General features: G+C 58.4%; 26 protein-coding genes. 14 read left to right on the top strand and 12 right to left on the bottom strand.

Going from position 1 to position 16,788, the window contains the following annotated elements:
* The first annotated feature begins 140 nt into the window (after positions 1–140).
* From AC6EI9_RS06585 to larB, 5 genes are read left to right on the top strand one after another with little or no spacing between them, the layout of a single operon-like run.
* The gene (locus AC6EI9_RS06585; protein ID WP_498469692.1) at positions 141–638 is read left to right on the top strand and encodes a phycobiliprotein lyase; all 498 of its coding nucleotides are present in this window, start codon (positions 141–143) and stop codon (positions 636–638) included.
* Between the two features lie 3 nt (positions 639–641).
* Positions 642–1,370, top strand: coding sequence for a tRNA (guanosine(37)-N1)-methyltransferase TrmD (trmD, locus tag AC6EI9_RS06580; protein ID WP_498469691.1), 729 nt, complete (start codon positions 642–644; stop codon positions 1,368–1,370).
* A 12-nt stretch (positions 1,371–1,382) separates the two neighbouring features.
* Positions 1,383–1,868 carry a 2-C-methyl-D-erythritol 2,4-cyclodiphosphate synthase gene (ispF, locus tag AC6EI9_RS06575; RefSeq protein ID WP_498469690.1) on the top strand — a complete coding sequence of 162 codons (486 nt, stop codon included), beginning with the start codon at positions 1,383–1,385 and terminating at the stop codon, positions 1,866–1,868.
* A complete protein-coding gene (locus tag AC6EI9_RS06570; protein WP_498469689.1) occupies positions 1,865–2,311 on the top strand; it encodes a TIGR03792 family protein in 447 nt (148 codons plus the stop codon). The genes ispF and AC6EI9_RS06570 overlap by 4 nt, the downstream gene beginning before the upstream one ends.
* Positions 2,308–2,967: a nickel pincer cofactor biosynthesis protein LarB gene (gene larB / locus AC6EI9_RS06565; RefSeq protein ID WP_498469688.1), complete on the top strand. Its 660-nt coding sequence runs from the start codon at positions 2,308–2,310 to the stop codon at positions 2,965–2,967. The genes AC6EI9_RS06570 and larB overlap by 4 nt, the downstream gene beginning before the upstream one ends.
* Here the strand turns inward: larB and AC6EI9_RS06560 are convergent.
* From AC6EI9_RS06560 to AC6EI9_RS06545, 4 genes are all read right to left on the bottom strand, one after another.
* Positions 2,948–3,118 (bottom strand): hypothetical protein, encoded by a 171-nt coding sequence (locus tag AC6EI9_RS06560; RefSeq protein WP_498469687.1) that lies wholly within the window; start codon positions 3,116–3,118, stop codon positions 2,948–2,950. The genes larB and AC6EI9_RS06560 overlap by 20 nt on opposite strands.
* A gap of 105 nt (positions 3,119–3,223) precedes the next feature.
* Positions 3,224–4,198 (bottom strand): DUF1517 domain-containing protein, encoded by a 975-nt coding sequence (locus AC6EI9_RS06555; protein ID WP_498469686.1) that lies wholly within the window; start codon positions 4,196–4,198, stop codon positions 3,224–3,226.
* Between the two features lie 25 nt (positions 4,199–4,223).
* Entirely contained in the window at positions 4,224–4,430 is a 207-nt protein-coding gene (gene thiS / locus AC6EI9_RS06550) for a sulfur carrier protein ThiS (RefSeq protein ID WP_498469685.1), read from the bottom strand.
* Positions 4,431–4,474: 44 nt separating this feature from the next.
* Complete coding sequence (locus tag AC6EI9_RS06545) at positions 4,475–5,536, bottom strand: thiamine phosphate synthase (RefSeq protein WP_498469684.1); 1,062 nt, start codon at positions 5,534–5,536, stop codon at positions 4,475–4,477.
* 20 nt (positions 5,537–5,556) lie between these two features.
* Here AC6EI9_RS06545 and AC6EI9_RS06540 point away from each other — a divergent pair, with 20 nt between their 5' ends.
* Positions 5,557–5,691, top strand: a complete 135-nt coding sequence (locus tag AC6EI9_RS06540; protein ID WP_255355638.1) for a hypothetical protein — start codon at positions 5,557–5,559, stop codon at positions 5,689–5,691.
* On the opposite strand, the gene AC6EI9_RS06535 is transcribed toward AC6EI9_RS06540, so the two are convergent.
* A complete protein-coding gene (locus tag AC6EI9_RS06535) occupies positions 5,673–6,599 on the bottom strand; it encodes a bifunctional riboflavin kinase/FAD synthetase (RefSeq protein WP_498469951.1) in 927 nt (308 codons plus the stop codon). The two genes, AC6EI9_RS06540 and AC6EI9_RS06535, sit on opposite strands and share 19 nt — an antisense overlap.
* A gap of 59 nt (positions 6,600–6,658) precedes the next feature.
* On the opposite strand from AC6EI9_RS06535, the gene AC6EI9_RS06530 reads away from it, so the two are divergent.
* Positions 6,659–7,219 (top strand): DUF3611 family protein, encoded by a 561-nt coding sequence (locus AC6EI9_RS06530; RefSeq protein WP_498469683.1) that lies wholly within the window; start codon positions 6,659–6,661, stop codon positions 7,217–7,219.
* Here the strand turns inward: AC6EI9_RS06530 and surE are convergent.
* Positions 7,204–8,013, bottom strand: coding sequence for a 5'/3'-nucleotidase SurE (surE, locus tag AC6EI9_RS06525; protein WP_498469682.1), 810 nt, complete (start codon positions 8,011–8,013; stop codon positions 7,204–7,206). The two genes, AC6EI9_RS06530 and surE, sit on opposite strands and share 16 nt — an antisense overlap.
* 71 nt (positions 8,014–8,084) lie before the next feature.
* Here surE and pheS point away from each other — a divergent pair, with 71 nt between their 5' ends.
* A complete protein-coding gene (gene pheS / locus AC6EI9_RS06520; RefSeq protein WP_498469681.1) occupies positions 8,085–9,092 on the top strand; it encodes a phenylalanine--tRNA ligase subunit alpha in 1,008 nt (335 codons plus the stop codon).
* A gap of 52 nt (positions 9,093–9,144) precedes the next feature.
* On the opposite strand, the gene AC6EI9_RS06515 is transcribed toward pheS, so the two are convergent.
* Complete coding sequence (locus AC6EI9_RS06515) at positions 9,145–11,148, bottom strand: hypothetical protein (protein WP_498469680.1); 2,004 nt, start codon at positions 11,146–11,148, stop codon at positions 9,145–9,147.
* Between the two features lie 160 nt (positions 11,149–11,308).
* On the opposite strand from AC6EI9_RS06515, the gene AC6EI9_RS06510 reads away from it, so the two are divergent.
* The 6 genes from AC6EI9_RS06510 to AC6EI9_RS06485 all read left to right on the top strand — a co-directional run bounded on the left by AC6EI9_RS06510 (position 11,309) and on the right by AC6EI9_RS06485 (position 15,057).
* On the top strand, positions 11,309–12,217 hold the full coding sequence (locus tag AC6EI9_RS06510; protein ID WP_498469679.1) for an NAD(+) kinase: 909 nt from the start codon (positions 11,309–11,311) through the stop codon (positions 12,215–12,217).
* Positions 12,214–12,933: a winged helix-turn-helix domain-containing protein gene (locus tag AC6EI9_RS06505; RefSeq protein ID WP_498469678.1), complete on the top strand. Its 720-nt coding sequence runs from the start codon at positions 12,214–12,216 to the stop codon at positions 12,931–12,933. The genes AC6EI9_RS06510 and AC6EI9_RS06505 overlap by 4 nt, the downstream gene beginning before the upstream one ends.
* Positions 12,933–13,373, top strand: a complete 441-nt coding sequence (locus AC6EI9_RS06500) for a DUF192 domain-containing protein (protein ID WP_498469677.1) — start codon at positions 12,933–12,935, stop codon at positions 13,371–13,373. The genes AC6EI9_RS06505 and AC6EI9_RS06500 overlap by 1 nt, the downstream gene beginning before the upstream one ends.
* 137 nt (positions 13,374–13,510) lie before the next feature.
* Positions 13,511–14,230: a rubrerythrin family protein gene (locus AC6EI9_RS06495; RefSeq protein WP_498469676.1), complete on the top strand. Its 720-nt coding sequence runs from the start codon at positions 13,511–13,513 to the stop codon at positions 14,228–14,230.
* A 146-nt stretch (positions 14,231–14,376) separates the two neighbouring features.
* Complete coding sequence (locus AC6EI9_RS06490; RefSeq protein WP_498469675.1) at positions 14,377–14,724, top strand: hypothetical protein; 348 nt, start codon at positions 14,377–14,379, stop codon at positions 14,722–14,724.
* An 87-nt stretch (positions 14,725–14,811) separates the two neighbouring features.
* Positions 14,812–15,057 carry a hypothetical protein gene (locus AC6EI9_RS06485; protein ID WP_498469674.1) on the top strand — a complete coding sequence of 82 codons (246 nt, stop codon included), beginning with the start codon at positions 14,812–14,814 and terminating at the stop codon, positions 15,055–15,057.
* Positions 15,058–15,095: 38 nt separating this feature from the next.
* Here AC6EI9_RS06485 and AC6EI9_RS06480 read toward each other — a convergent pair whose 3' ends face one another.
* The 5 genes from AC6EI9_RS06480 to AC6EI9_RS06460 form a co-directional block, all read right to left on the bottom strand.
* Positions 15,096–15,359: a hypothetical protein gene (locus tag AC6EI9_RS06480; protein WP_498469673.1), complete on the bottom strand. Its 264-nt coding sequence runs from the start codon at positions 15,357–15,359 to the stop codon at positions 15,096–15,098.
* Positions 15,360–15,412: 53 nt separating this feature from the next.
* Positions 15,413–15,640, bottom strand: coding sequence for a DUF1651 domain-containing protein (locus AC6EI9_RS06475; RefSeq protein WP_498469672.1), 228 nt, complete (start codon positions 15,638–15,640; stop codon positions 15,413–15,415).
* Positions 15,641–15,688: 48 nt separating this feature from the next.
* Positions 15,689–15,964 (bottom strand): hypothetical protein, encoded by a 276-nt coding sequence (locus AC6EI9_RS06470; protein ID WP_498469671.1) that lies wholly within the window; start codon positions 15,962–15,964, stop codon positions 15,689–15,691.
* Positions 15,965–16,207: 243 nt separating this feature from the next.
* Positions 16,208–16,342, bottom strand: coding sequence for a hypothetical protein (locus AC6EI9_RS06465; RefSeq protein WP_498469670.1), 135 nt, complete (start codon positions 16,340–16,342; stop codon positions 16,208–16,210).
* A gap of 303 nt (positions 16,343–16,645) precedes the next feature.
* On the bottom strand, positions 16,646–16,768 hold the full coding sequence (locus tag AC6EI9_RS06460) for a hypothetical protein (RefSeq protein WP_498469669.1): 123 nt from the start codon (positions 16,766–16,768) through the stop codon (positions 16,646–16,648).
* Positions 16,769–16,788 lie beyond the last annotated feature (20 nt).

Raw genomic sequence — 16,788 nt, 5'->3', positions numbered from 1 at the left:
AATGAAATATTTCCTCGCTCAGTGCTCTCTGAGTCAATCTCAATCAGCTGTTGATTCGGCATCTTGTTGCACTGACCAATGACGTCAAATCGAAGATCAGATTGTGACGTCTCGATGGGGACGGTTGAGGCGGCTCCCGCGTGAGCGCCCTGCCCTGCGAAGATGGCCGGATGGATGAGACCGCTTTCCCTCCGGCTGATCTGAAGGCGTTCCTCGCACTGTGCGTGGGGTCCTGGATGAGCCTGCGCAGCCGCTTTGACCTCGGTGGCTCAGAGGATGACTGGCATACCAGTGACCGCGGCGAGGTGACTGTGAGCCTCAGTGATCGGGTCGCTGACTCGGTGCTGTCGGTGCAGTCTGCGGATGGAGCCGCCAGTGAACTTCGCTTCACCAGCGATGGTGATCTCGTGGTGATGGCTCAAGGGGAAGAGCGCTGCGGCCACTGGCAACTGCGTGACGATGCCAGCCTCGAACTCGAACTCAAAGATGGCGACTCGGCGGCCACCGTGCTGGAGCGCATCTGGTTCATCAAGCCAAATCTGCGCCTGCGCAGCACCACGGCCATCTCCGCGGACGGGACCCCTCTTCAGGCACGCTTCTGCTCCGAGATCCGGCGCGTGTCATCTCCTCAGGCCTGAGCTGTGGCGCCCTATCGCCTGGATGTGATCAGCCTCGCGCCCCAGGCGTTTGCGCCGCTCGAGGAGCTTGGCGTGATCGGCCGAGCCTTCGCGGCTGGACGGGCCGAGCTGTATCTGCATAATCCTCGCGATCACGCCAGCGATCGCTACCGCAAGGTTGACGATGAGCCCTACGGCGGTGGTGCGGGCATGGTGCTCAAGCCTGAGCCGGTGTTCGCTGCCTTCGAATCGATTCCGCTCAGCCCTCGGTGCAGGGTGCTGTTGATGACGCCACAGGGCCGGCCTTTGGTCCAGGCTGATCTTCAACGCTGGGCTGAGAACCATGACCAGTTGGTGCTGCTATGCGGGCACTACGAAGGCTTTGACGAACGCATTCGCTCACTGGCTGATGAGGAGGTGTCGCTTGGCGATTTCGTGCTCACCGGTGGGGAGCTGCCGGCCATGACGATCATTAATGGCGTGGTGCGTCTGTTACCCGGCACTGTGGGAACAGCCGACTCGTTGGTGGAGGAAAGCCACAGCGACCTCCTGCTGGAACATCCGCATTACACCCGTCCTGCCGACTTTCGGGGGATGACCGTGCCTGAAGTGCTGCGCAGCGGAGACCATGGCGCCATTGCCCGATGGCGCCAGCAGCAACGTGAACAGCGCACCGCTGATCGACGCCCTGATCTGCTGGATCGCTGGAACCGACGCTCCAACGCCGAGAATGACAGCGACGGCACGACCTGACCGCCTGCACCCATGAACCTCCGCATTGGCAATGGCTACGACACGCACCGGTTGGTGGAGGGGCGTCCATTGATCCTGGGTGGTCAGCTCCTGGAGCATCCGGATGGCCTAGGGCTGGATGGTCATAGCGATGCCGATGTACTTGCCCATGCGGTGATGGATGCCTTGCTTGGGGCGCTGTCACTCGGAGATATCGGTAAGTATTTTCCGCCCACCGACCCACGCTGGAAGGGCGCGGACAGCCTGATGCTGCTGGAGCAGGTCGTCGCTTTGGTGAACGATCGCGGTTGGCAGATCGTGAATGTGGATTCCGTGGTGATTGCTGAACGTCCCAAGCTCAAACCGCATATCGATGCCATGCGCGGAGCCCTTGCGATGCGCATGGGTCTGGACCCCGATCAGGTGGGTGTGAAGGCGACCACGAACGAGCGGCTTGGACCCGAGGGTCGGGAAGAGGGGATGTCATGCCATGCCGTCGCGCTGCTGACCAGGCCATGACCCTGCGGCAACTCAGCAGAGATCTCCTTACTGTGGTTGCCTCCTGTCTGGCGGCGCTGCTCCTGCTTTCCGGTCATCCCGATGTCAGCCTGGCCGCCTTTTCAGATCCCGATGGCAGCTACGACGTTGCTGTGATTGAGCATCTGCGCATTCAGGTTCCCAGTCAGGGACGCAAGGCCTGGCTGGAAGCTGAGCGCGGCAGCTGGGAACCCTGGCTGGCTGATCAGGATGGGTTCATTGGTCGTGATCTGCTCTGGGATCCAGAGACCGAAGAAGGCACATTGCTGATTCGCTGGAGCAGTCGTGACGCCTGGAAAGCGATCCCGGAGCATGAAGTGGAAGCCGTTCAGGAGCGTTTTGAGCAGCTTGCCCGCCAAGCCACCGGTCAGAAAGAGGGCAATCCTTTCCCGCTGGTCTATGAAGGCGAGTTGTTGCCGCCGTGACTGCTCAGGAGTCACGCCTCGACCTGGAGCGCCGTCAGCGGCTTGGGATGGTCGAAGCCGTGTGGGGTGAACACAAGAGTGTTGATCAAATCGTGGCGATCCTGCTGGCCATGCAGGCCGCCGATGAGCTCGCTCTGGTGACCAGGGTGGATGCAGACAAAGCGGCTGCGGTTCAGCAACGCTGTTCTGCTGTTCAGGTTCACGGTCAGGCGGCCTGTCTCACCCTCGGTGACCTTCCCGCGATTCGGCAAGCCGCTCAGGTGGCTGTGTTGAGCGGCGGGACCAGTGATCGACGTGTGGCCGAGGAAGCATCTCTGGCTCTGAGCGTTCATGGGGTTGCCACCGTATGTTTCCTGGATGTGGGGGTTGCCGGTCTGCACCGTCTCCTGGATGTGCTGCCAGAGCTCACATCGATGTCGGTGCTGATTGCCTGTGCCGGCATGGAGGGTGCTTTGCCAACGGTGCTGGCCGGTCTGGTTCCTCAGCCCGTCATCGGTGTACCGGTGTCTGTAGGCTATGGGGTCAGCTCCGGAGGCCGGGCTGCACTCGATGGCATGCTCGCCAGCTGCGCTCCGGGTCTCAGCGTGGTGAACATCGACAACGGTTACGGCGCTGCAATGGCAGCCCTGCGCATCCTCAAGGGTGCGGCTGTCTAGGCAGCAACGGTTGCACCGGTTCACTGGGGTCGAGGTCCAGCATCGTCTCCACCCAGAGACGCATCGATCGCGGCAGCCGGTTTTGCTCGTAGCGCTGCAGCGCTTCAATCAACACGGTTGAGTTGACCCAATGAGGTGACCGAGCGCGCATCGTTGCTGAGCGACACGCGAACGTTGGATGAAGCTCACCCTCTCAGCAAGAGGGGACAATTCAGGTTCCGGATTGTTGTCGGTTGAGTGCGGGCAGCAGCTTCGATCAGAGGTGCTGGAGATTCGGATAAGCCGTGACCAGCTCATCAGCGCTGAGAACATCACCAACGCCGTCCGGCTGCCAGATCACTTCAAGAGCCATCAGGTCGCTGGAGGCCGTGGAACCAAGGATGCGCAACGATTCCCTCAACTGTTCACCGTTGTCGGCCTGTTTGAGCTTGACCACGCTGCGACTGGCCACCAAAACGGTGACCACGATGAATTCACTGGTGGCGTCGGCATCACCGCGTGCCGTGAGGTCGCCGCCAGCGGATTGAACACCACCCACATTGGTGGTCAGTTCTTCGCGCAGTTTGCTGCGCTCTGTCATCGACAGTCGGTTGAAGGTCGATTCAGCTGCGTTGAACGGCACGCTGCCTGATTCCACGTTGGCGTAGACCCACAAATCGGGCTGACGCAGCAGTGCCAGGGTGGTGTCCTGCAGCACCCGCTGGAGACCACTTGAATTGCTGGTGTCGGCGCTGCTGGCCAGTTGACGCAGGTCGCTCTGCAGATCCTTGGCGCTGGCCAGCAGACCGATCTGGAGCTGCAGCAGAGACACCGGGCCCATCGCCATCTCACGAGGACGCTCGTAGCCGCCCATTGCCGGACGCCCAGCACCTGCCCCAGCGCCACGGAAAGCATTCACGAGCACTCCGACAAACGCCATCAGCACCATGAAGCCCAGCAGGCCGCCGCCACCGAATCCAAAGAACGGAATGATGAAAGGAAATCCAATGCCACCGCCGTAGCCGCGGTTGTAGCCACCTCGCATCCCACCTCCCATGCCGCCGCCGCGGTAGCCACCGGTGCGAGGCATGGAAGGTGCTCGGAAACTGCCGCCGCCGATTCGCCCGCCTCGTGCTGCGTCACTCGGCAGCGGATGGAAGACCAGCAGCCCGATCATCAGCACCGGCACCATCAGGCCAGAAAGCCAGCGTCGCAGCTGAATCAGGGCGGAACGATTCGGCAATTGGGCCAAAACGGCGTTGGAAACTGAGCGGATCCTAGGAACCCCCGCCAACGATGGTGACGATCTCAAGGCTGTCACCATCGTTGACCTGCTGCTCGGCCCAGCGGTCTGGGGTGAGGATCAGTCCGTTGAATTCCACCACCACCAACTTGGGGTGATGGCCGAGCGCTTCAACCACCTGGTCCAACCGGTTGAGCCCCGTTTTGAGCTGATGTTGTTCGCCGTTCACCGTGAGCTTCATGGGCTGAACCGAAGGAATGAAACGAGAGCGTCAATAACAGGAACTCAGCTGAGCAGTCGCAGCAGTTGGCGACTGGCAGCAGCTGGGTCATCGGCTCCCATGATCGCGCTCACCACAGCCACACGCGCTGCGCCCGCAGCCACAACATCCGACACGTTGGTGCTGTTGATGCCGCCGATGGCGAACCAGGGCACCTTGGCTGAATGCTCGGCTTGTCGCACCCAATCCAGACCTGCTGGAGTCCGATCCGCCTTGGTGGCGGTGGCATAGACCGGCCCCACCCCCAGATAGTCCGCACCGTCCTGCTGTGCTTCCAGAAGTTGTTCGAGCTGATGGGTGCTGCGGCCGATCAGCTTGTCGGGCCCGACCAGCTGCCGTGCCTCTGCATGGGGGAGGTCCTCCTGGCCGAGATGAACCCCATCAGCATTCACGAGCAAGGCCAGATCAATCCGGTCGTTGATGATCAGCAGTGCCTGGTGTGCTTCACACAGTTCGGCAAGCTGTCGTGCTTCCTGCAGTCGCACTGCATCAGCTCCCTGCTTGCGCCGGTACTGCACCAGTGAGACGCCTGCCTGCAGCGCCAGCTTCACCTGTTGCACCATCACACCGCTTGCGTCGTTGTCTCCCGGATCGGTGATCAGGCAGAGGCTTGAGCGTTCCAGGCGCTGCTGTCGTTGGTTGTGCCCGCACGCCTCCAGGATGCGCACCTCATGGTCGTAAAGCGCATAACGAACGTTTGCAGCTGTCTGGGCCAGCTCGGAATCACCGGTGCGTGCGAATTCTTCGATGACCCGAAGGGCTTCTTGCACTCTGCTGGCATTGGCTTTCAACACCTGGGTACTGCCGGTGCGGGTCTGCTGAGCGGGATGACCGAGCCCCGCAGCGGTATCGGTCGCCGTGGAACGGGCTTGTCTATAACAGTCTGCGTGCAGCTGTCCCAGCTGCTGTCGCCAGTCTTTAAGAGGAACCACCAGGTCCTGTCGGTCCAGTCCGAAGCGACACCAGTCCTCGATCACCCGCAGCCCCTCACGGGCTCGGTCGAGGTTGGCATCGATCAGCCTGGCAATACGCGTGTCAGTGCAAGGGGCTACGGGCATCCATTCCATGGCACTGTGGGCAGGATCTCATGTCTGGTGTGGCGATGGAGAACGGTGGATCAGAAAGCACGATGCACGTTTTGGTGTGGGGCATCGGTCTTCTCGGTGGCATCGGCGTTTTCATCGTGTGGGGCCTGACCAACGCCTATCCGGCGGTGTCCTGAAGCCGCGCTCTGGCCTGCTGAGCATCACGATTGATCTGGGCACTGAGTTCCTCCAGTCCTGAGAAGCGCTGTTGGCCGCGCAGGCGTTCCACCGGCTCCACCCTCAGGATTCGGCCCACCAGTTCGCGGCGTGCGTCAAGCAGATGCACCTCCACCGCTGAGGGCGAGTCCGGGTCCACGGTGGGCTGAGGCCCGAGATTCATCACGGCCGGAAGGGCAAGCGTCTCATCGTCGACCCAGGCCCGCGCGGCATACACCCCCAGGCCCGGCAGGAACTTCCTGCCATCCACCTGCAGGTTGGCGGTCGGCCATCCCAGTTGCCTGCCAAGGCCGCGGCCTTGGACCACCTCGCCCTGGAAGCGGTAAGGCCGTTGCAGAAGGTCACTGGCTGTCGTGAGGTCGCCCTCTGAGAGTGCTTCACGGATGCGACTGCTGCTCATGCGGCCCACTGGGTCTTCCAGAATCGGCAGCACGCTCACCTTCACGCCAGCGGCTTCCGCCAAGCTGCGCAGCGTCTCGGCGCCACCTTCGCGACCGCGCCCGAAGCGGAAGTTGGCTCCGATGGCGATGTGACGTGCCTGCAAGGTGCCAATCAGAATCTGATCAACGAATTCGGCCGCACTGAACCGGGCCAGCTGGCGGTCGAAGGGCACCAGCACCAACTGCTGGATGCCGAGTGGTTCGAGCAAATGCAGCTTTTCGTCGGGGAGATCCAGGCGAAGTCTTGGCTCACCATGCAACACCTCGCGCGGGTGTGGCCAGAAGCTCACCACCGTGGGGATGCCTCCGGTCGGCTGCTGGCACACGGCTTCGATCACCCGCCGGTGGCCGGCATGCAGCCCATCAAAGCTGCCCAGCGCCAGAGCGGTGGGCATACGGGCCTCCTCAGGGGAGCAGAGAGGAATCAACGGGCCGTGCACGGTGCAGTGGTTGATGGCAAGTTTGGACGACAGACCTCCTCGCCCGCATGGCTGATCGGCTCGACTTCCAGCTGCTGGCTCTTGGCCTGCGGCGCACTGCCTGGATCCGCTTCTGGATTCAGACCGCTCTCGGCGTGGTGGTGGTGGGGGTGCTGATGTTCAACAACATCGGCGGCAGCCTGTCCCGCAATGCTGATCGGGCCGTTGGACTCAGCCCGGGCCTCTCGCTGACCACGCTCTCGTTTTTCGTGCTGTTGTTCAGCCTCTGGCAGGGATGGTTGGTCGTGCGTCTCGGCCGTGCGCTCGACAGTGGCGCTCGCCCCAGTCGCGGTGAAGCCAGCCGTTTGCTCAAGCGCGGAATCCTTGCCGACCTGCTGGGGTTGGTGTTTGCGTCGATCGGGTATCAGTCACTGGCCGGAGCCCTGTTTGTGCAGGCGTCTTCACAGACGCCTGGTATCGCCATCGGCGGCGCGGGTGCTGCTGAAAACCTGGCGATCACGTCACTGGAAATGCTCTCAGTGCTGAGCAACACCCAGGTGCTGTTTGCCCATCTGATCGGTTTGCTGTTCTCGCTCTGGATGCTGCAGCGGATCTACCGGACCCGTTGACCATCAAGTTCAACCTGGGGCAGCCCACTCAGTGATCCACGCCAGAACAGTTCCGGTTGAATCGGTGTGAGCGAGGGGGAATTGGTTCCGATCTGGGCCACATCCGTTGGCCAGTCGCGGGGACCATCTCCACCTGATTCCAGGTCTTCGACCACTTTCCCCGCCAGCCAGTAGTAGGAACGACCCTGAGGATCGGTTCGAGGACTGAACTGTTCCCGGTAACGACGCACCGACAGCCGTGTCCAGCGCATGGGTCCCATGGCTTCGGGTTTGCAGGGGGGCAGGTTCAGGTTGAGCAGCAGATTGTCAGGCCATCCCTGTCTCAGTGCGGATTCGGCCGTATCCATGGCGATCACGGCGGCCCCCTCGAATTCCCGCCACTTGAAGCAAGCACTGCTCACGGCCATGGCCGGACGGCATTCAAGGGTGCCTTCCATCGCCGCTGCCACGGTGCCGGAGCAGAACACATCGGTGCCGAGATTCGGGCCGTGGTTGATTCCTGAAAGCACCAGGTCTGGTGGAGTGTCCAGCAGTTCACAGATGGCCAGTTTCACGCAATCGGCAGGGGTCCCACTGCAGGCCCAGGCGGTGATGCCCTGGCCGAACAGCTGGTCGGCCCGCTCAGCTCGGATCGGTTGCTGAAGGGTGAGGCCATGGCCTGTTGCCGAGCGCTCCTTGTCGGGGCAGACCACGGCCACCTGATGGCCGCGGGCGGCGGCGGCCAGGGCCAGGGCCTTGATTCCATCGGCGAAGATGCCGTCGTCATTGCTGATCAGAATCCGCAGCGGGGCCATGGGGTTGTGTACCTGTGGGGCGAACCTAGTCGTGATCACTGCTTACAGTCAGCTGTCGTGATGTCAAACCCTTGAGCGCCACCGTGTCCCTGCAGCAGCTCACCGACCAGCTGGAAGCGCTTGAAGCTGAGGCTGCTGAAGCGATCTCTGCGGCGGCTGATGCCGATGCGCTGGAGCAGCTTCGGATCGGATTGCTCGGCAAAAAGGGGCGACTCTCCGGCGTGCTTGGGGCGATGGGCAAGCTGCCTGGTGATGAACGGCCGCTGGTGGGTCAGCGCGCCAACGTGCTCAAAACCCAGGTTCAGACCCTGTTGAGCGACCGCCTGCAGGCGGTGAAGCAGGCGGCGATGCAAGCCCGAATCGCCTCTGAGACCTTGGATGTCACGGCCCCTGCCCAGGGGATTCTCATGGGCCATCGTCATCCCCTCATCACCACCACCGAGGAGATCGTTGATCTCTTCTGCGGTCTTGGTTACCAGGTGGAAGAGGGCCCTGAAGTGGAAACCGATCACCACAATTTCACTGCCTTGAACATCCCACCGGACCATCCGGCTCGGGATATGCAGGACACCTTCTATCTCAAAGACAATCTGCTGCTGCGCACCCACACCTCTCCGGTGCAGATCCGCCATCTCGAGACCCATGCACCACCGGTGAGGATCGTTGCTCCAGGCCGTGTTTACCGCCGCGATGCGGTGGATGCCACCCATTCGCCGGTGTTTCATCAGGTGGAGGTGCTGGCCATCGATGAAGGGCTCGATTTCAGCCATCTGCGCGGCACGGTGATGGCGTTTCTCAAGGCATTTTTCGGGGATCTGCCCGTGCGCTTCCGCGCCAGTTACTTCCCGTTCACCGAGCCGTCAGCCGAAGTGGATGTGCAATGGCGCGGCCGCTGGCTGGAAGTGATGGGCTGCGGCATGGTCGACCCCGCTGTGCTGGAGGGTCTGGGTTTGGATCCCGAGCGTTACAGCGGTTTTGCAGCCGGTTTGGGTGTGGAGCGGTTCTGCATGGTGCGTCACGGAATTGACGACATCCGCCGTCTGTACACCAGTGATCTGCGGTTCCTCGAGCAGTTCTGATTGGGAACCAGCCTCGGTGTTTGGCGCTCTGGACGTTGATTGAAAGCAGTCCTTAGTCGGCTCGACGCACCGGACCCATGAGTGGGCTCTGCACAGGTGCAGCAACCCCGTAAGTGACGACAACACCCTGGCCGCCAGGGAATGTTGAAGTTCTGCCGGTATAGGTTTCGTTGATGACGGTGTCACCTTCGAACCAATTGTTGGCACTCCAGAGATTGCCAGCGTCGTCGACAACCACATCAGTTGTGATCTGAATAACACCACTCTGGTAGTTGTGGATTACATCCCCGGTTGTTTTTCCAGCAGGGCAATTTTCCGGTTTCATTCCGCAGATGTGAATCAGGCTTTGTCCGTAGAGATTGCCCACCCAGACATTATCTTTTCCGTCAATTGAGACTCCCCATGGAATGTAGGCGACGCCTTCCGCGACATTATTTTGCACAACCTTAATGTCAGGTGAAATAACAGCCAAAGAGCCTGTTTGAGTCAGTTTGGGATTGTCGATGTAATACTCTGCACCTGCAGTGAACTCCTGCATGATGGTTTTGGGCTGGGGTGGATTAGCAGGAATTCCTGGTGGAACTTTCCCTCCGGGGCCAGGGGCTCCCTGCGCTGAATTTGTCTGCTGCGCAACCCAAACATGGCCTGTCGAATCCACGGCGATTCCGCGTGTACCGAGATAGACCTCAACGTTGTCGGCTTGATCGGGCTCATTGGCAGGAAAAACAGTGATCTTGTTGTTAAAACTGCTGCTCACCCACACACGGTTGTCATCATCCACGGCGACTCCAAAAGGTCCCTGGAGGCCCGGTATTGAAAGCCTTTTGCCGTTGGTGTAGTCGCCATCGGGGAAGTGAATCATGTGATTGCTTGTGTTATCGGCAATCCACACATCGCCATTCCTGGCAGTAGCGATCCCTTGTAATTCTCCAACAGGTTGGTCAATCGTGGCTGGGCCCAAGGCCTCACCATCTTCAAGCGAGAACACACCAACACGATTGTTGAATGTGCCGACCCAAGCGTATTTTTCGGAAATGCCTGTTCCCCAGCCGGTGCCATTCAGGCCTTGCCCGTTGTAGCCGGTGATCGCTGGAGAAATCGCTGTGCCGTCCGGCCCGAAACGGGTGACCCCGCCTCCAATGCTGTTGATCACTCCCGATTGCGAACCTGGCATCCAGTTGGCTCCACTCCAGGCATTCCCTTTGTGATCGATCATCACTTTTCCGAGCGCTAGAGCTCCGCCGCCTTCAAATCGAAGTGATAGCGAGAAACTTTCAGGTTTGAAAAGAAGATAGGGCTTGGTTGCTGAAGTTCGGAGTTGCGTGTTGGGGTCAATCGGATAGCTCCTCACAAAGAGCTGATAGAGGTCTTTGACATTTCTCCAGGGTTCACGTGCGATTGACGTCATCGCCGCCAATGTGTTGTCCGAACCGGTCAGTTTCAGCAGCTGATCACAACCATTGGTCTGTGCTTTGCTTCCGCACAATGCCAACAGATTTGAAAGCACATTGATTCTAGATGCGGTCTCGGAGTTCAGCAGATTGCTGCCGTTCAAGAGGGTTTCACCGAAGCTTCCTGTGCTTTGGTTCACCAGATTTTTCACCTGTGATGAGCCAATGCTCAACGCCGTGGCACTGCCTTTCAAGCGATCGCCCTGCAGTTGCTGGGCATTGGGCCAGACCGATCCAATCGTTGTCAGCTCATTGACCTTGATGGTGTCGCTTGTCTGGTCATCCAACACGGTGAGCATGGAAAGCCTGTCGGACTCCATTCCATTCACACGTCCTCCTCGTGCAACCAGGTAATGAACCCGGCCCGGTTCTTGCTTGAGAGCAATGCGAAACAAGCCCTTGTTATCGGTCTTGACGGTTCGCAGTCGTTTCGGCTTTTCGCCACCCCGGCTTTCCCACAGGCTCACCGAGGCCTGCTGCAGAGGTTGCCCCATCAACGAGGCCTGGCCCTTGAGACTCGGACCGCCCACGAAGGAACAGGATGCGACACCTAAACCGATCGCAGGCAGCAGCAGTGTCAGCTTGGTGATGTGCTGAGAATCCATGGCTGCTGAGCGACCGGGCTAATGAGTACGCGGAGTATGGGCCTTTCGAAAGGGCTCTTCAAGCGGTGTCAGAGAGTCTTCGCAGATCAATATCCGCAAATCTGAAGGCCGGAGCAGGATCCTTCTCATAAAATGAGCGTGATGTTGCCTGCTGCGATCGGTGCCCCGAGTCGGACTGATCGTCAATGACGGCAAGCCGCTGGCGGTTGACACCGCAAGCACCATTCAGTCACGTCTGGAGCGGGGCGGTCACGATGTGATCCGCGTCAGCAGCTCAGGTGGGATGGTGGGTTTCGCCAATCCTGATCAGCACCTGCGCATGCTCGGGTACAACGCCTGCGTGCCCGAGGGGTTTGATCAAACGATGGTGCTGGCCATCGTGCTGGGCGGCGACGGCACGGTGTTGTCGGCAGCGCGTCAAACCGCTCCTGTAGGAGTGCCGATTCTCACCATCAACACAGGACATCTCGGCTTCCTTGCAGAGGCTTATCTCGACGATCTGGATCGTGCACTGGAGCAGGTGCTCACTCAGCAGTGGACGATCGAGGAGCGGGCCAATCTGGTGGTGAGTGTGATGCGCGGCGACCAGCGCCGCTGGGAAGCGTTGTCACTCAATGAGATGGCGTTGCACCGGGAACCGCTGACAAGCATGTGTCATTTCGAGATCGCCATCGGACGCCATGCTCCGGTGGATATTTCCGCCGACGGAGTGATTCTGTCCACCCCAACGGGTTCCACCGCTTATGCCCTCAGTGCCGGTGGACCGGTGATCACGCCGGACTGTCCGGTGCTGCAGCTCACGCCGATCGCTCCCCATTCCCTCGCTTCCAGGGCGCTGGTGTTCAGTGATGCTGAGCCAGTCACCGTCTTTCCGGCCACACCGGAACGCCTGATGATGGTGGTGGACGGCTGTGCGGGTTGTTATGTGTGGCCGGAGGATCGCGTGTTGATTCGCCGCAGTGATCATCCCGTTCGCTTTGTGCGTCTCAGGGACCATGAGTTTTTCCAGGTACTGCGCAACAAACTGGGCTGGGGGCTGCCCCATGTGGCCAAACCCGACCGGCCATGACTGTTGTGCAAAACTCCATGGCAGGCAGCGATGACGATGCTGTTGTGCTGCTGGTTGGCCGCGAGGCAGCAGCACTGGCGGAACGCCTGAGGGCTTCGGGCTATGCCCCGATCGACTGGAACGGTGGTGATGACAGCAGGCTGGCTGCCGGCTCCAATCCAGCCCCGGTTGCAGCGATCCTGGCCAGCGATCAGGAATCAAGAGTTCTCGAGCTGCGCTCTTGTTTTGGTTCTCTGCCGGTTCTGATCGGAGTGAGCGACGACAGCATTGCCGCCAGGGAGTTGGTGTTGGCCTGTGGTGCGGATGATTTCTGGTTCACTTGCAGTGCACCAAGCGATTTGCTGCAGCGGTTGCGCTTGCATCTCTCGATTCACTCCCGCAGTGCATTGAGACCGCCGCTTCTGCAGCTCGCTGATCTCAGTGTGGATCTCAGTTGCAGGCAGGTGCGTCGTGGCGCTCGCTCGCTGCTCCTCACGGCCAGGGAATATGCGTTGTTGGTGCTGTTGCTCGAGGAGCGGGGCAGGGTTGTGAGCCGAGATCGCATCCTGCGAGATGTCTGGAAGGATGACCAGGGTTCCTCCAGCAACGTGATCGAGGTGTATGTGCGTTATCTGCGCCAGAAACTCGAGGAAGGTGGCGAGCCTCGCCTGATTCATACGATTCGCGGTCGTGGCTACTGCCTCAATGACGGGGCACCGAGCTTGCGGCCGATTTGATGGACCTGCCACCACTGCCTCCTCAGATCCTGCCGATCGAAGCGCGTTGGTGTCTGGACCAGCATCCCGAGCGTTGTATCGCTCTTGAGGTGGCTGATCAGCCTGAAGAGCAGCAGCGGGGCTTGATGCAGCGCCCAGCCCTGCCGCCGCTCCAAGGGATGTGGTTTCCGGTCCGACCCTCTCAGCCGATGCGTTTCTGGATGCGTCACACGCTCGCGCCTTTGGACATGGTGTTTATCCGTGACGGCAGGGTGCTCGATATCGCAGCCAATGTGCCGGTGTGCGCGGCGTTGCCCTGTCCCTCCTACTGGGCTGACGCTGATGGCAATGGCCGAGCTGACTTTGTTGATGGCGTGATTGAAATTCGTGCGGGTGAAACTCTGCGCCTAGAGATTCAACCCGGCGATGCAGTCATGATTGAATCAATCGGGTTTCATTGACGCTGTTAGTGAAGACTTTGACGCTTGAAAAGCAGTGAAACCAATGTTCTTTAAACCGAACCTTAGATGACGGTTATCCTCCCTTTAGGGACGGATAACAGAGCAATAGACCAAAAGAGTTCTCATAAGAGGCGGTGATGAACACACTCAAAATTCAATCCTGTACACAGACCAACCTGGAGGCAGCTTTCGGCGGTGAGAGTATGGCGAACCGTAAGTATCTGTTTTTTGCAGATGTTGCCAAAAAGCTCGGCAATCAGGAACTTGCCCGTTTATTCCGAGAGACTGCTGCACAGGAAACAGAACATGCATTTGCACACTTTCGCCTTTTGCATCCAGAACTGGTGTTTGAGAATCCTGATGACCTGAGTGAAGACTTCAAACAGATGTTACTGGCCCGATGTCTTGATCTGGCGATCGAAGGTGAGGTGTATGAATTCACCACAATGTATCCAGCATTTGCTGCTGAGGCTGATCAAGATGAGGATGATGCTGCAGCTGATGAATTTAAGGAGCAGGGCGAAGAATCGAAAGAGCATGCAACGATGTTTCACTCAGCTGCCAAGAACTTTGGACTTCTGACTGCGATTGAGAAGCATCATGCTGAGCGCTATGGAGTTGCTCTTGCTGCACTGAAGGGGAACGGAGAGCAAGGCGAGTCTGAACGACCAGTCGCCGACCAATGGATTTGTAAAAAATGTTCGATGATTTATGATCCTGTGGCTGGAGATCCTGATTCAGGTATTGCTCCAGGTACACCTTTTGAAGCCATTCCAGATGATTGGAGTTGTCCGATCTGCGGTGTCACAAAAGCAAGTTTTGTTCCTTATCGGACCGCTCAATTGAAGGCTGCTTGAGCAGTGTTGATGTTGAACAATGCTGACGATCCTGCTGATGGCCTTTTGGCTTCAGCAGGGCTTTATGAATAAGCTGTGATTTTGCCATTGAATGATGCTGCTTTGGCTAAGCGCAGCTATGTTGAACTTCTGAGGAATCGTATCAAATGATCTCCTGTTATTTGCAGAAACTTGTTGGTCAAATCAGGTCAAAGCCCAATGAAGAGTGGCTTCGTCTCAAGGATGTGATCGAGTTTGGTGGTGACGCGGAGTTAGAGGTCTGGCTCAAGGAAGTCGCGTCTCTCGCCTCAGATCTTGAAAGCAATTTTGAATCTGCCTCCAAAGGGAAGAAGACAAAGTATTGCCTTAAAAAAGTTCAAGCCCTTGAAGATCGCTATCGAAGACAGGCCGCTGCTTATAAAAAGGCAATCGATGTTGGCCTGATTCGTGACAATAAGTTGCCAAGGCTTTACAGCTCAAATATGACCTGGCTGATCAATCGTTACGCGCGCTAGCGATGGTGTGCATTGTCGATCGACACCTCGGCTGATAGCAATTAAAGGTAGGACTGCTTCATGTGATGTTGGATGTTGTGATAAATCATGCCAGAGAGGCTTGCTGTCCGAGCAAGTATCTGCCAAAGCGACAAAGTTATGACATCTCCTATGTCATCCTTTTTCTACGAAGCAGATGATCGATATTGTCGTGAAGTTGAGCAATGGTGGCAAGAAAGGATTCGATATTTGATCAGTAATGGTCAGGCTTATGACGCTGCAGCTCTCTTTGAGGATTTTGAGCTTGAGCGGAAATTGACCATCGTGAAGCCTGAGAGTGATGAAGTCAGGTGACCTCCCGTTGAATTGTTGATGCTGTTGATTGAGATCGGTTATGGGTCGAGGGATGTCACGCCTTGATGAGCCTCGGTTGGATTCACGTTGGGGCTCTCTTCTGCGCCTCCAAAGCAGAAGTTGACTGATTGGCTCCTCAGTTCTGCAGGGCTCTTGGCCTCGAGCCGGTGTTTGAGCTGCTGGAAGCGATCGCCCACACAGTGATTCCACGTTCTGGCTTGTTGGCTGATTGAGCCCATCTGAAACAGGAACACAGCGCCACCCAAAGCCGCCAGGGTCTTGAAGACGGGCAGTTGGGGCATCGTCCCGGTCACGATCCCAATCTCCTTGCGTTCCACAGGCGTCCATCACTGGTTCACCAGGCTGGCTCAGTGACGGTCCAGCCGTACTCCTTGAGCTGAAACCACAGAGCGACAGCATCCTCGTATCGCATGCTTCGCCGGGTTTTCAGCAGTGCAGCCTGGTCGCCCGGCATGGGTCTGCCGTTGTCAACAACCACTCCTGCATTCAGTGCCCAGGCCTTGGGATCTCTGTGAAACCTTGCATACCAGCATCCCTTGGGGTCCTTCAGCCATCCATCCATCGCTCTGCGCCGTCAGCCGTAAGCATCAAGACTAAGAGTACACGCGTACTATGTCGAGCTCTTGTCTGTCTGGCAGAACGCTTCGATTCTTTCCGCGCCATCGATGTCGTTGTCTGGGACCTCGGCACTGATGCCAAGTCGTTCCCAGTAATCAGAGACGTGCTCCAAGCCCTCGTCGCCATCAGGGCGGGGGTTGGCCAGGTACTCCGCGCAGATGTCTCGCTTCGACTGGCAGCCCATCAGCAGCAGAGAGGCAGTGGCCACTGCTGTGATGGTGGTGAGGCGTTTCATGGTTGTGATGCTGAGATCAGCGCTGCTGACCATCTCTCAATGCAGCGTTTTTAGGGCTTTGCCCCATTGACCGATGATGACAGCGCTCAAGTCAGTGCTCACGCCAAGGCAGTGCTCACACCAAGACAGTGCTCACGCCAAGGCAGTGTTCATGCCATGGCAGTGCTTCCCTGACGGAGAGACGTGCAGGGTCAAGGAATGAATGAAGAGGGCTCAGATCTCAGGTCGAGGACCCTCTGTTTGGATCCAGCGTCGATGTCAGAGCCTGACCTGCGGTTATTCGGGTGTGTAGGAGCGCCCGAGCAGGATCCTGGAGGCCAATCTCACTCGAAAAGAATCAGTCCAGTGACCCTTTTCAGCCATCGAGATGACCTCCTTGATGAAATAGGTGTTGGCCTCTCTCTTTGTCATCTCCAGTGCTCCTGGTCACATTCTTGTTACACGAAGTTCTGCCGAGGAATCAAGGGCTGAATCTCAATGTTGTTCTTGTTGTGCTTTAAGGGGTCTTGCACGGCCACATAGCAATCGTCCAAGGTCGCGAAAAGATCCTTTTCGAAGTTAAACAGAGTTCAGGCGACAAAGAACTTCATCAAGTCATGGCCTCTCTCTCTCTCTCTCTCATGCATTCATGGCAGTCCTAGGGAGCTCGCAAGGGAATCACTGAGGCCTGGGTTGCTTCGTTAATCCTTGGCTGGCACTGCCGTTCAGCGGATTTCATTCAAAGAATCCCTTGGATTGCAAAAACAGCCCGATGGCCAGCAATGGACCGAATCCAGCGATGAGCAGCGTGATTTTCAGCCGCAGGGGTGACACCTGCTTCTCCTTCTGCACCGGCATGGATCGGGATCGGAATGGTC

It is taken from the genome of Synechococcus sp. MIT2312, from assembly GCF_059772315.1.
The sequence above is the reverse complement of the archived record's forward strand: the minus strand, read 5'-3'. Positions and strand labels throughout refer to the sequence as shown.

Bases quoted from the DNA above. Each gene is read 5' to 3' on its own strand.
- AC6EI9_RS06470 (WP_498469671.1), bottom strand. From the start codon at position 15,964: ATGGTCAGCAGCGCTGATCTCAGCATCACAACCATGAAACGCCTCACC.
- AC6EI9_RS06530 (WP_498469683.1), top strand. From the start codon at position 6,659: ATGGCTGATCGGCTCGACTTCCAGCTGCTGGCTCTTGGCCTGCGGCGC.
- thiS (WP_498469685.1), bottom strand. From the start codon at position 4,430: ATGAAGCTCACGGTGAACGGCGAACAACATCAGCTCAAAACGGGGCTC.
- AC6EI9_RS06480 (WP_498469673.1), bottom strand. From the start codon at position 15,359: ATGCCCCAACTGCCCGTCTTCAAGACCCTGGCGGCTTTGGGTGGCGCT.
- AC6EI9_RS06560 (WP_498469687.1), bottom strand. From the start codon at position 3,118: ATGCGCGCTCGGTCACCTCATTGGGTCAACTCAACCGTGTTGATTGAA.
- AC6EI9_RS06505 (WP_498469678.1), top strand. From the start codon at position 12,214: ATGACTGTTGTGCAAAACTCCATGGCAGGCAGCGATGACGATGCTGTT.
- ispF (WP_498469690.1), top strand. From the start codon at position 1,383: ATGAACCTCCGCATTGGCAATGGCTACGACACGCACCGGTTGGTGGAG.
- AC6EI9_RS06490 (WP_498469675.1), top strand. From the start codon at position 14,377: ATGATCTCCTGTTATTTGCAGAAACTTGTTGGTCAAATCAGGTCAAAG.
- AC6EI9_RS06540 (WP_255355638.1), top strand. From the start codon at position 5,557: ATGTCTGGTGTGGCGATGGAGAACGGTGGATCAGAAAGCACGATGCAC.
- AC6EI9_RS06485 (WP_498469674.1), top strand. From the start codon at position 14,812: ATGCCAGAGAGGCTTGCTGTCCGAGCAAGTATCTGCCAAAGCGACAAA.
- AC6EI9_RS06475 (WP_498469672.1), bottom strand. From the start codon at position 15,640: ATGGATGGATGGCTGAAGGACCCCAAGGGATGCTGGTATGCAAGGTTT.
- AC6EI9_RS06500 (WP_498469677.1), top strand. From the start codon at position 12,933: ATGGACCTGCCACCACTGCCTCCTCAGATCCTGCCGATCGAAGCGCGT.
- AC6EI9_RS06570 (WP_498469689.1), top strand. From the start codon at position 1,865: ATGACCCTGCGGCAACTCAGCAGAGATCTCCTTACTGTGGTTGCCTCC.
- AC6EI9_RS06460 (WP_498469669.1), bottom strand. From the start codon at position 16,768: ATGCCGGTGCAGAAGGAGAAGCAGGTGTCACCCCTGCGGCTGAAAATC.
- AC6EI9_RS06515 (WP_498469680.1), bottom strand. From the start codon at position 11,148: ATGGATTCTCAGCACATCACCAAGCTGACACTGCTGCTGCCTGCGATC.
- AC6EI9_RS06465 (WP_498469670.1), bottom strand. From the start codon at position 16,342: ATGACAAAGAGAGAGGCCAACACCTATTTCATCAAGGAGGTCATCTCG.
- surE (WP_498469682.1), bottom strand. From the start codon at position 8,013: ATGGCCCCGCTGCGGATTCTGATCAGCAATGACGACGGCATCTTCGCC.
- AC6EI9_RS06545 (WP_498469684.1), bottom strand. From the start codon at position 5,536: ATGGAATGGATGCCCGTAGCCCCTTGCACTGACACGCGTATTGCCAGG.
- AC6EI9_RS06495 (WP_498469676.1), top strand. From the start codon at position 13,511: ATGAACACACTCAAAATTCAATCCTGTACACAGACCAACCTGGAGGCA.